Source organism: Flavicella sp., from assembly GCF_029238425.1.
In the GTDB taxonomy this organism is placed as follows: domain Bacteria; phylum Bacteroidota; class Bacteroidia; order Flavobacteriales; family Flavobacteriaceae; genus Flavicella.
Genome location: NZ_JAQWGB010000196.1, coordinates 1 through 11,873, shown reverse-complemented (window position 1 = coordinate 11,873; position 11,873 = coordinate 1). Strand labels below are relative to the sequence as shown.

The following is an 11,873-nucleotide window of genomic DNA, read 5'->3' as shown; positions in this document are numbered from 1 at the left end:
ACATCCATATTTCCAAGCATACAAATTATCTTTGCATCTTTATACTCTTTTCGAATAGATTTTAGAAAAGAAACATAACTCTCAATGATAAAATCGTGATCAGGAGCTTTGTCTCCAAATCTTTTTACATACTCCGGATGTTTTTTTCTTTTCACCAACCAAGAATCATTCTGAAACAAATTCACAACAACCACATCCGGTTGTCTTTTAGATGAAAAATCCCACTTGCTAGCTGCATCAAAAGGATTCCATCTATAATACTCCTCAGGCATTATCAATTCATGCCAACTCACCATAATTCCAATTCCACTATGTGCAATACAAGAGTACTCAGCGTTAAGATTCCTTGCGGTTACAGCTCCATAAGCCAGATAATTATTAGTCACATCACCCGTAGACCTATCCTGTCCCGTTGAATCCTCATTCCCATAGCCTACCGTAATAGAATCTCCATAAAGCTCTATGAACATTTTTTTAGCATCTATTTCTAAGGTTTTTTTTCCAAGAACTTTATAAGAGTGAAACAAGGTCTTTCCAAACCCCCAATCATTTCGTTTATGTATTTCAACCTGATGCACTCCTAAAGGCAGATTATTTGCTAACAAATATTCATTTTTACCTTTTTTTAAATCCAATACAGAGGTTTGCTTGCCATCTACAACTACCGTAAAATAATTCTCACCTTTCTCATCCTCCAAAACAGCAGATATTGAGGTTCCTTCAAATTTTAAAGACACAGAAGAACCAGGCCAATATATTTCTGTAGCTCCAATTTTTTCGTTCTGTTGCACTCTACCTTCATAATAGACTTCTTTATCATCAAAGTCGACCAAAATTGACTCAACTGCATCGGAAGTTACACTTGCACAACTAAGTAAAAAAAGTAAAAGAGGGGTAAACAAATATTTCATGACAATTATTTTTTGTTTTATATTTTTAAAATATGCTATAAATGCTGATCGATCAATATAGGATTTCCATCCGGATCTATGATGATTATATTGGCCGGACCTTCTTTACTTTCTTCAGAGATTTTATTTTCTATATGAATTCCAGCATCTAACAACTCATTTTGAATTTCTCTCACATCATCAAATTCCTCCAACACCTTAGCGTCACTGTCCCAACCTGGATTAAAGGTCAAAATATTATGTTCGAACATTCCTTGAAACAACCCTATCAATGTTTGCTCATTTTTCATGATAAGATAATTACTTTCTATAGCTCCTCCAAACACATCAAATCCCAATTTCTCATAAAATTTTTTAGAGACCATTAAATCTTGCACATTTAAACTCACTGAAAAGGCACCTAATTTCATATTTTTTTTAATTTTTATTTATGAAAACTAAACTACTAAAAATACCGAAAAGTCAGCAAGTATAATAATAGATTTTTGATCTTTCGAAGACAGTCCCATAATTTTTATAATTTAGTTAGGATATTGTCGTATTTTGCATTCGTTGTAACAATTCAGTTTTTATTCTGCTATGAAAAAAATTTTTACAGTGCTATTTTGCACCTTGGTATGTTCACAATTCACCTCTGCTCAAAATCGTGAAAGCAGAATCATCGACAGTCTTTCTACAAATGCTTTAAAAGCAAAATATTATAAAAAATATAAATCCACAGATACCGTAAGAAAACCAACTTTCAACACTTACCCTTTTGTCTCTTATACTCCAGAAACCGATGTGGCTTTTGGTGCTGGTGGAATTTTCATCTACTATACGGGCAAAGAAAAAGAACTCAACCCGTCAAAACTTGGTTTTGGTGGATTTTACTCTTTGAACAATCAATATAGGATTAGTATGGACAATGATCTATATTTATTCAAGAACAGACTAAACATAAAATTACCTATGAACTATGGGTTTTATGTAAATAAATTTTGGGGTATCGGAGATGATGCGCAAGACTATGCGAATGCAGCTTATACCGCCACTACTTTTGCAACTACACTTACAGTTCAAATACCAACAACATGGTTTTCTGCTGATAGAGCAGGAATGATCTTTGACTATAATTATACGGAAATCGAAGATAAAAAAGGAAATGAATTGATTGACGACCCATTGGTAATAGGATCAAACGGTGGTCAAATGATCGGTTTTGGGGGAGATTTAGTTTGGGATAGTAGAGAACATTTATTCACCCCCAAATCTGGAAGCTTTCAATATTTCAAAGCCGTAATATACCCTAGTCTAAGTGACTTTAATTTCGCTTTCTTTGAGTTTGATGTTAGAAATTTTATTTCTTTTAAAAACGGTGGTGTTTTTGCTAGTAACTTTTTCATACAATCTGCTACAGGGGACACACCATTTTACAAGCTACCATCTTTGGGTGGAAAACAAATGAGAGGTTACTTTTTTGGTCGATATCGAGATAACTTTTATGCGATGGGACAATTAGAATACCGAAAAAGTTTCTCTAAACGATGGGGATATGTTCTTTTTGGGACTGTAGGGAATGTCTCAGAAAATATAATTGAATACAATTTCAGAACCTTAAAATATAGTTTTGGTAGTGGTGTAAGATACATGTTCAATAAAAAAGAACGCGTAAATCTTAGAGCTGATATTGGAATTGGTGCCGACGGAAATAGCGGGGTCTATTTTGGGATAGAAGAAGCTTTTTAATTTACTTCAAAAAAAAAGCCGAATACTACTGTATCCGGCTCTATTTTAAAAAAAACTTATTAATTCTTCTTCGCTGTTTGAATTTGCTTCAATACATTATCCAAGCTAAAACTCCCAACGGTTTGTCTCTGCGGATACTCTTTAAACGTTTGCAAAAATTTACCTATGTAAGCTTGTGCAGGCACCAACATAAACATTCTTTCTGCCATCCAATGGTTATAATCTTCCGAATCGTGTTGCGCTCTTTCATAAGGGTCACCATATAAATCCATCAGCATAGGAAATCTTAGTGTTGTATACCCTTTTTGCCAAACATCAAAACCATGATTCTCTTGAATTCTAAAATGCATTTTCCAACGCTTGTATCGGAACGCATTTAAGTTCCCATCATCATCAAAATAAAATACCTCTTCTCTTGGACCCTCTTTAGTTTTACCTGTCAACATAGGCAACATATTATACCCATCTAAATGCACCTTAAAGTCTTTTCCGTTTGCTTTATGACCCGTTAATAATTTTTCTTTCACATCAGGTTCTCCTGCCGCAGCTAAAAAAGTAGGCAACCAATCTTCACCTGAAAAAATCTCATTACTAACTTGACCTGGTTTGATTTTCTTTGGCCATTTCACTAAACAAGGAGCTCTAAAACCACCTTCCCAAGTAGTCGCTTTTTCCCCTCTAAAAGGAGTCATACCGCCATCTGGCCAAAATATTATTTCTGCACCATTATCTGTACCAAAAACAACAATCGTATTCTCTTCTATCCCTAAATCCTTTAATGTTTGTGTCAATTCCCCTACAATGGCATCTAACTTTACCATTCCATCAGCGTACAAACCTAATTTAGTTTTTCCTTTTTCCTTTTCAGTTAAATGCGTCCAAACATGCATTAATGTTGAATTATACCAAACAAAGAAAGGTTTATCTTCTTTCTTTGATTTTTTCATAAATGAAATAGCAGCATCCTTTGTTTCTTGGTCAATAGTTTCCATTCTACTTTTTGTTAAAGGTCCAGTATCTTTTATTTTTCCATCTGAAGAAGAACTAATTACACCTCTCGGTCCAAATTTCTTTTTAAACTCAGCATCTTGAGGATAATCTTCATTTTCTGGTTCTTCCTCGGCATTTAGGTGGTATAGATTTCCTAAAAACTCGTCAAACCCATGATTGGTTGGCAAATGTTCATCTCTATCTCCTAAATGATTTTTCCCAAATTGTCCAGTTGCATATCCATGGTTTTTTAACAACTCTGCAATAGTTGGATCCAACTCACTTAACCCCTCCTTAGCACCTGGCATTCCAACTTTTGTCAACCCAGTTCTATATGGAGACTGCCCTGTTATAAAAGCTGATCTACCTGCAGTACAACTTTGCTGAGAGTAATAATCCGTAAACATAATTCCTTCCTGTCCAATAGCGTCTATATTGGGCGTTTTATACCCCATCATTCCACGGTTATAAATACTTGGGTTACTCCAACCAATATCATCTCCCCAGATGACCAAAATATTAGGTTTCTTGTTTTTTTGAGACATTAACGTAAGTGGCAATACCAACAATAACATCAGCGTTGTGATTCTTTTCATATTTATTTATTTTAAGTTAAATTTTCAAATTCTTCTCTTTTCTCTTGCATCCATTTTTGCATGGCTTCAGGACTTCCCATAAAGGCTTGCATTTTTTCCATCGCTTGTAAATGTGCCACATCCTTTTTCTGAAACATCTCCATACCATGCTGCTTACTCAATGCAGCAATCTCTTCAAAAGTTTCTGCCGTAAATTTTTCCTTACAGGCACCACCTAACTGAATACAAGTCATTGTTTTCATAATTTCAAATTTAGAGTTGTCCTTAAATATACGATTAATTAAGGCTTTGTAAATAATTCTCTTTAGGATAAAATTGAAATAACAATAATTTTTAAGAAAAATAATACTTAAAAATACAATGTAGAAAACTTTCAGAAATAAAAAAAGCAACTTCAAATGAAGTTGCTTTTTTGTTGACCCACAAGGACTCGAACCTTGACTGACGATACCAAAAACCGGAGTGCTACCATTACACCATGGGTCAATTGCTTATTGCGGGTGCAAATTTAAGGTAAACTTTCAATCCTACAAATAAATTCTAAACTTTTTTTGATATTTTTTTTCAACTAAAATTCAACCCTCAAATAATCAGCGAATTGTTAAAAAAAATAGAAAAATCAAAATCAAAACAGGTTGCTCTCCCCTTTTCTATAAGTATTCACTTTAAATTATTAAATTCGCACACACATATCACTAATCAGCACTATGTTTTTAACAAACTACAAGAAACTAAACATTATCTTAGGTTGGATAACCTTTGCTATAGCACTCATAACCTACACTTTAACTCTAGAACCTACTGTGAGTTATTGGGATTGTGGAGAATATATCGCAACATCTGTTAAACTTGAGGTAGGGCATCCACCAGGAGCTCCTTTATTTCAAATGCTAGGTGCGTTCTTTGCGATGTTTACTTCTGATGTCACTCAGATTGCAAAAATGGTAAACTTTATGTCAGGTTTGGCAAGTGCCTTTACTATTTTGTTCATGTTTTGGACCATCACTAATTTATCAAAAAAATTAGCTCTTAAGTCAGGTGCTTTTTCTGAAGGAAAGTCTATTGCTGTTTTAGGAAGTGGTTTGGTCGGAGCTCTTGCATACACCTTTTCTGATAGTTTTTGGTTTAGCGCTGTAGAAGCAGAAGTATACGCTATGTCGTCATTTTTAATGGCGCTTTTATTTTGGCTAGCCCTTAAATGGGAAAATGAAATGCATACACCAAGAGGTCATAAATGGCTACTGTTAATCTCCTTTGTAGTTGGGTTATCGTTTGGCGTACATATCCTATCCTTGTTGGTAATACCTGCCATCGTATTTATTTATTTCTACAAAAATTACGAAAATATAGATCTCAAAAAGTTTTTAATTGCAAACGTTGTTTCTGTTTTAGTCTTGGCTTTTGTTTTTAAATTCTTATTTCCTTTCACCTTAAAGTTTTTCAGTATTTCTGAAATTTTCTTTGTGAACACCGTTGGACTTCCTTTTAATTCTGGAAGTATCATTGCTGGTACCGCCTTAGCTATAGCCTTCTTTTACGCTCTTAAATACACAAGATCAAAACAGATGGTAATGGCAAATACTTTGACACTTTCTGTTTTATTTATTATGATCGGATTTTCATGTTGGTTAATGCTTCCAATCCGTTCCAATGCAAGCACAACTATCAATGAAAATAACCCGGCAAGTGCACGTGAATTGCTAGCATATTACAATCGTGAACAATATGGAGATGCCAATGTTTTTTATGACACCTACTACTCTATTACTTACAATAGAGAACAGAAAAAAGATGACCAAGGGAATTCTATCTATAAAGATGACAAGCCTAAATACGAACAAGACGAAAAATCTGGAAAATATGTAATCGTAAATAATTACAAAAATTCTACTCCAGTTTACACCGATGAGCACAAAGGATTCATCCCTAGGATGCCTAACCCTGCAGTGATTGATAATTATAAATCTATTGCTGGTATTGACCCAAAAAGCAAGTCAAGACCTACTTTTTATCAGAATATTAAATTTATGATTAGCTACCAATTCGGCTATATGTATGGTAGGTATTTGATGTGGAACTTTGTTGGAAAACAAAATGACGAGCAAGGAAATTTAGACATACACAACGGAAATTGGCTCAGTGGAATTAAGGTTTTAGACGAAATGCGTTTGGGTCCTCAATCTGATCTTCCTAGTGATATTAAAAACAACAAAGGAAGAAATAAATATTATTTCTTTCCTTTGATACTGGGAATTATCGGTTTGATCTTTCAATTAAACAAAGACCAAAATAACTTTTACACTTTATTTTTATTCTTTGCTTTTACAGGACTAGCGATTATTTTCTACACAAACCCAAAACCTTTTGAACCAAGAGAACGGGATTATGCCGTGGTAGGATCTTTTTACATTTTCGCTATCTGGATAGGGTTTGGAGTATATGCGCTCTACGACTCTCTCAAACAATTTGCCAGCCCAAAAACCGTAGCGTTTGCTGTTTCAATAATTTCATTGTTAGCTGTGCCAACTATAATGGCTTCTGAAAATTGGGACGACCATGATAGATCTGGAAAATACACAGCTCATTTCAATGCAAAGGCGTATTTAGATTCTTGTGATCCAAATGCCATCATGTTTACCATTGGAGACAACGACACGTTCCCGCTTTGGTATATGCAAGAAGTGGAAGACTATAGAACTGATATCAAATTGATCAATACAAGTCTTTTTGCTACCGATTGGTACATTGACCAAATGAAGCGTAAAACGTATAAAGCAGACCCAATTCCATCTCAATTGACACATGATCAATACAAACATGGAACTTTAGATGTTGCTTACCATTACCCTCAAACGGAAAACAGATGGGATATCAAAGACTTTATGAAATGGATTGCATCAAGCGATGAAAGAACGTATTTTGAGACTGAAAATGGTCACAAAGAAAAGTTTTATCCAACAAATAAATTACGCTTAAAAGTAGATAAAGAAAAAGTTCTTAAAAGCGGGTTAGTTCCTGCAAAGGATTCTGCTTTGATTGTGTCTTATATTGATATCGATATTGACAAACAAGGACTTACTAAGAACAGAATCCTGATGCTAGATTTACTTGCAAATAATAATTGGAAGCATCCTATTTATTTTACGGGTGGTGCCAATGCGGACGAAGAGTATATCTGGATGAAGGATTACTTACAACTAGATGGATTGTGCTATAAATTTATTCCTGTCAAGACAAAAAACAACGGAAGCATGTTTGACATGGGAAAAATTTATACGGATAGCATGTATGAAAAGGTATTGCGTTGGGACTGGACAAAGATCAACTCTAAGGATATTTACCTGGATGTAGAGTCTAGAAAAAACTCTATATCGTTTAGAAATAATTTATTGCGCCTTACTGAATCTTTAATTGCTGAGAATAAATTTGACAAAGCAGAAGAAATTCTTGACTTGAGTTTGGCTGAAATGCCTATTGAAGATTATGGTCATTATGGTATCTGCCTGGGATATCCTGAATATTATTATCAAATAGGAAAACCCGAAAAAGCAAGAGTTGTTTGCGATACATTGATCAAAATATTCCAAGAAAAACTTGTTTATTACAGTCGTTTTGATGAATCTTGGTTGAACTCGACTTTTGATGAAATTGAGCGTAATTTGAATATGTATCGTAGTGTAATGAGAGACATCGATTCAAATGATCCAGACGAAACCTACAAAACAAACTCAGAACAAGATTTTATCAATCATGTAAAGCTTTTCCAAAGCCTTATGGAGTAAAAAAATCGCCCAAATGAATTCACTTTTTGTAAAAATTCCAACTTGGGTGCAACACTTTTTCCACAAGCAATTGTGGTCGATTCCTACTGATAAAAAAGAAATATATTTAACTTTTGATGATGGACCTACTCCAAAAATAACGGAGTGGGTACTCAATCAACTGGCAGAAAACAATGCAAAAGCGACATTTTTTTGCATCGGAAAAAACATAGCAGACCATCCTCAAATACTAGAAAAAACGATTGCTCAAAAACACAGTATAGGAAACCATACCTACAATCACTTACAAGGTTGGAAAACCAAAACGGTTGCCTATATGAACGATGTTTTAAAAACAAAAAAACTTCTGGATCAAAAAAATCTTCCTAACAACCATAAGATTTTTAGACCTCCCTATGGAAAAATAAAAAGCAGTCAGTTAAAAAAGGTCTTAGCTCAAGGATATAAAGTAGTGATGTGGGATGTATTAAGTGCAGATTATAACAAAAACATCAGCAAAGAACAATGCCTAAAAAACGTAATTAAAAATACCAAACCAGGTTCCATTATCGTTTTTCACGACAGCATCAAAGCATCGAAACATCTAGAATATGTGCTTCCAAAAGTCTTGGAGCATTTTAGCAAAAAAGGATTTTCGTTTAAGGCTATTTGTTAAGCATGTTGCTTCACCAAACCGATCAGCGTATTTGCATCTAAGTCACCCGATTGACGCCATTTCATCTGGCCTCCTTTATAGATAATAAATGTAGGATTTGCTTTTACCTTTAAGGCATCCGCTAAAATCTCATTTTTCTCTATATCAATCTTGATCACTTTCGCCTTGTCGCCAAGAGCTGCTACAACATCACGCAAAACCTCATTAGGGTTTTCACCTGTTTTATCCCATTCAAAATAAAAATCAATTAATACAGGGATATCTAAATTTATTAGTTCACCAAATTTTGTCATAATCCGTTTGCAAGCTTTTAATTTATTCTGTGTTTTTTTGTGTTTAAATTATTGAAACGACAAAAAACATCCTGCAATATACTGTATTTATGTTATTTATAAAAATAATTTTTCAAGTAGCTCTTAACGATTCATTTCATATATTTTTTTGTTCTTTTGTAGTTCTTAAATAAGTTTGTTTCACAAAATAAAATTTCGCAAAAAATGATAGTTGTTTTAATTGGTTACATGGGGTCTGGAAAATCTTCAATTGGTAGAAAATTATCAAAAAAAACGGGATATACACTAGTGGATCTTGACGACTTTATCGTAGAAAAAGAAGAAGCTAGCGTGAAAGAAATTTTTGAATCAAAGGGAGAAATTTATTTCAGACAAAAAGAAGAAGAATACTTGATAGAACTACTTCAAACAAAAGAAGACATTATTTTATCTCTAGGAGGCGGAACACCTTGTTTCGGAAAAAACATGGATCTTGTTTTAGACTCTAAAGACACTAAGAGTATTTATCTAAGAGGATCTGTTCCAAAATTGACAGAGAAACTATTTCTTAAAAAATCCAAACGTCCCTTGATTGCAAATATTGAAACAAAAGAAGCAATGGCCGAATTTATTGGAAAACATTTATTTGAACGTTCTCCGTTTTACAGCAGAGCAGAATTTCAAGTCTCAACGGACAACAAAACTAAAAAAGAAGTGGCTCAAGAAGTTTTTGAACTACTTTAGACAGCTTACAACTAGCTATTTCTCATCTAATTTTTAAAAGAAAAGACAGAAGTCCATCTTTTCATTCCACAGGCTGAGTTTAACTTTCAAACTTATTTCTGTACATTTACATTCGTATTAAAATTCTATTCCATGTCGAGTCAAAAAAAGGTGTTTTTATTAGATGCATTTGCACTAATTTTTAGAGGATATTACGCACTAATTAAAAATCCAAGAATCAATTCCAAAGGAATGGATACCTCTGCAATATTGGGTTTTACCAATTCGTTGATTGATGTCATCCGAAGAGAAAAACCTGATCTTTTAGCAGTTGCTTTTGACAAAGGTGGATCCGACGCAAGAAATGAAGCTTTCCCTGAATACAAATCGAATAGGCAAGAAACTCCTGAAGCTATAAAAATAGCTGTTCCATACATTCAAGAGATTTTAAAAGCCATGAATATTCCGATTGTAGAGCACAAAGGAATTGAAGCAGATGATTTGATCGGAACTTTATCAAAGCAAGCAGAGAAACAAGGCTACCAAGTTTATATGGTTACACCGGATAAAGATTATGCTCAGCTAGTTTCGGAAAATATTTTTATGTACCGTCCAGCTAGAATGGGAAATGGTATAGAAATATGGGATGTAGAAAAAGTAAAAGAAAAATTTGCAATTGAAAATCCATTACAAGTAATCGATTATTTGGGCATGATGGGTGACGCAGTGGATAACATCCCTGGACTTCCCGGGGTTGGTGATAAAACAGCTAAAAAATTCTTGAAACTCTATGGAAGCATGGAAGGTCTTCTTGAAAACACCCATGAGTTGAAAGGAAAGATGAAAGAAAAAGTAGAAGCCAATAAAGATTTGGGGATACTTTCTAAACAGCTTGCTACAATCATGTTAGATTGTCCAGTGCAATTCAACGAACAGGATTATATTTTAACAACTCCTGATTTTCAAAAAGTAAATGATATTTTCCAAGAACTCGAGTTTAGAAGAACTTTAGAAACTATCAATAAACTTTTCAAACAACCACAAGAGACTGTAGTTACAGAAAAAGAAGCTCCTAAAACGCAAGAGACTCCTCAAAAAAATAACGGAACTGCTCAATTGGATTTATTTTCTTCACCGTATATAGAGGAAGAAGTGCAAACAGGATATACAACTATTGAAACGAGTGACCATGTGTATCAATATGTAAACAGCAACTTTGGAAGACAAAAATTACTTTCAAACTTATTGCAACAAAAAGAAGTTTGTTTTGAAGTAAAAACCGACTCTTCTGAATTGAACATCGTTGGAATTTCTTTCAGCTATCAAAAAGGAAAAGGTTACTTTTTAGCACTTCCAAAAGAAGCACAAATTGCCAAGCAAATTCTCGCTACCTATTCAGAATTTTTCTCTGATGAAGCAATCCTTAAGATAGGACAGAACTTAAAACGTGATATAAAAATACTTGGACAGTTTGACATCCCGGTAAAAGGGCAATTGTTTGATACGATGTTGGCTCATTATCTTTTGAACCCAGACATGCGTCATCAGATAAATGTTTTGGCCGAAAACCACTTGAATTACAAAACGATTCTTGAGGAAACTGTTATTGGGAAAGGTAAAAAAGCCATTGAGTTTGGAGATGCAGACTTGCATAAACAAACCGAATTTGTCATTGAAAATACAGATATCGCTTTTCAATTGAAATCTATTTTCGAAAAAGAATTAGAAGAAAATAATCTTACTGAGTTATACCAAGAAATTGAAATCCCTTTGCTAAAAGTATTGGCGAAAATGGAAATTGAAGGGATCAACCTAAACACAGAATACCTGGCTCAATTATCAGAGACTATCACCAAAGATATTGAGGTTTTAGAAAAAAGCATTTATGGTCAAGCTGGAGAAGATTTTAACTTGGCTTCTCCTAAACAACTGGGGATTGTTTTATTCGAAAAAATGAATTTGGTTGAAAAACCCAAAAAGACCAAAACAGGACAATATGCTACCAACGAAGATGTACTTTCTAAATTGGCAGCCGATCATGAAATCATCAAAGAAATTATTGAATGGAGAGGTTTGGTGAAATTAAAAAGCACTTATATTGATGCGCTACCGAATGAGGTAAACCCAAATACGCATAGAATTCACACTACTTATGGCCAAACAGTAGCGGCAACAGGAAGATTGAGTTCTAACAATCCGAATCTTCAAAATATTCC

At 34.1% G+C, this 11,873-nt stretch carries 10 protein-coding genes and 1 tRNA gene; 5 read left to right on the top strand and 6 right to left on the bottom strand.

The annotated features are described in order from the left end of the window. Together P8H68_RS13380 and P8H68_RS13375 are read right to left on the bottom strand one after the other, a co-directional pair. A partial coding sequence (locus P8H68_RS13380) for an electron transporter RnfD (RefSeq protein ID WP_300326195.1) occupies nucleotides 1–911 on the bottom strand: 911 nt, incomplete at its 3' end. 35 nt (nucleotides 912–946) lie between these two features. Further along, nucleotides 947–1,321 carry a VOC family protein gene (locus tag P8H68_RS13375; protein ID WP_300326192.1) on the bottom strand — a complete coding sequence of 125 codons (375 nt, stop codon included), beginning with the start codon at nucleotides 1,319–1,321 and terminating at the stop codon, nucleotides 947–949. A 169-nt stretch (nucleotides 1,322–1,490) separates the two neighbouring features. On the opposite strand from P8H68_RS13375, the gene P8H68_RS13370 reads away from it, so the two are divergent. After that, nucleotides 1,491–2,639 (top strand): hypothetical protein, encoded by a 1,149-nt coding sequence (locus tag P8H68_RS13370; RefSeq protein WP_300326189.1) that lies wholly within the window; start codon nucleotides 1,491–1,493, stop codon nucleotides 2,637–2,639. A gap of 59 nt (nucleotides 2,640–2,698) precedes the next feature. Here P8H68_RS13370 and P8H68_RS13365 read toward each other — a convergent pair whose 3' ends face one another. From P8H68_RS13365 to P8H68_RS13355, 3 genes are all read right to left on the bottom strand, one after another. Beyond that, nucleotides 2,699–4,225, bottom strand: a complete 1,527-nt coding sequence (locus P8H68_RS13365; RefSeq protein ID WP_300326186.1) for an arylsulfatase — start codon at nucleotides 4,223–4,225, stop codon at nucleotides 2,699–2,701. An 11-nt stretch (nucleotides 4,226–4,236) separates the two neighbouring features. Further along, nucleotides 4,237–4,467 (bottom strand): DUF1059 domain-containing protein, encoded by a 231-nt coding sequence (locus P8H68_RS13360; protein WP_300326183.1) that lies wholly within the window; start codon nucleotides 4,465–4,467, stop codon nucleotides 4,237–4,239. 173 nt (nucleotides 4,468–4,640) lie between these two features. Continuing rightward, nucleotides 4,641–4,711, bottom strand: a tRNA-Gln gene (locus P8H68_RS13355). A 221-nt stretch (nucleotides 4,712–4,932) separates the two neighbouring features. Here P8H68_RS13355 and P8H68_RS13350 point away from each other — a divergent pair. Then, the gene (locus tag P8H68_RS13350) at nucleotides 4,933–8,007 is read left to right on the top strand and encodes a DUF2723 domain-containing protein (protein WP_300326180.1); all 3,075 of its coding nucleotides are present in this window, start codon (nucleotides 4,933–4,935) and stop codon (nucleotides 8,005–8,007) included. 13 nt (nucleotides 8,008–8,020) lie between these two features. Then, nucleotides 8,021–8,662, top strand: a complete 642-nt coding sequence (locus tag P8H68_RS13345; protein WP_300326177.1) for a polysaccharide deacetylase family protein — start codon at nucleotides 8,021–8,023, stop codon at nucleotides 8,660–8,662. Here the strand turns inward: P8H68_RS13345 and P8H68_RS13340 are convergent. Next, a complete protein-coding gene (locus P8H68_RS13340; RefSeq protein WP_300326175.1) occupies nucleotides 8,659–8,955 on the bottom strand; it encodes a thioredoxin family protein in 297 nt (98 codons plus the stop codon). The two genes, P8H68_RS13345 and P8H68_RS13340, sit on opposite strands and share 4 nt — an antisense overlap. 204 nt (nucleotides 8,956–9,159) lie before the next feature. Between P8H68_RS13340 and P8H68_RS13335 the strand changes: the two genes are divergently transcribed. Then, nucleotides 9,160–9,678, top strand: coding sequence for a shikimate kinase (locus P8H68_RS13335; RefSeq protein ID WP_300326172.1), 519 nt, complete (start codon nucleotides 9,160–9,162; stop codon nucleotides 9,676–9,678). 132 nt (nucleotides 9,679–9,810) lie between these two features. Then, nucleotides 9,811–11,873 (top strand): DNA polymerase (locus tag P8H68_RS13330; protein ID WP_300326169.1); only part of this gene is annotated, 2,063 nt, incomplete at its 3' end.

Coding starts and splice junctions, on each gene's coding strand:
- P8H68_RS13375 (WP_300326192.1), bottom strand. CDS start 1,321: ATGAAATTAGGTGCCTTTTCAGTGAGTTTAAATGTGCAAGATTTAATG.
- P8H68_RS13370 (WP_300326189.1), top strand. CDS start 1,491: ATGAAAAAAATTTTTACAGTGCTATTTTGCACCTTGGTATGTTCACAA.
- P8H68_RS13365 (WP_300326186.1), bottom strand. CDS start 4,225: ATGAAAAGAATCACAACGCTGATGTTATTGTTGGTATTGCCACTTACG.
- P8H68_RS13360 (WP_300326183.1), bottom strand. CDS start 4,467: ATGAAAACAATGACTTGTATTCAGTTAGGTGGTGCCTGTAAGGAAAAA.
- P8H68_RS13350 (WP_300326180.1), top strand. CDS start 4,933: ATGTTTTTAACAAACTACAAGAAACTAAACATTATCTTAGGTTGGATA.
- P8H68_RS13345 (WP_300326177.1), top strand. CDS start 8,021: ATGAATTCACTTTTTGTAAAAATTCCAACTTGGGTGCAACACTTTTTC.
- P8H68_RS13340 (WP_300326175.1), bottom strand. CDS start 8,955: ATGACAAAATTTGGTGAACTAATAAATTTAGATATCCCTGTATTAATT.
- P8H68_RS13335 (WP_300326172.1), top strand. CDS start 9,160: ATGATAGTTGTTTTAATTGGTTACATGGGGTCTGGAAAATCTTCAATT.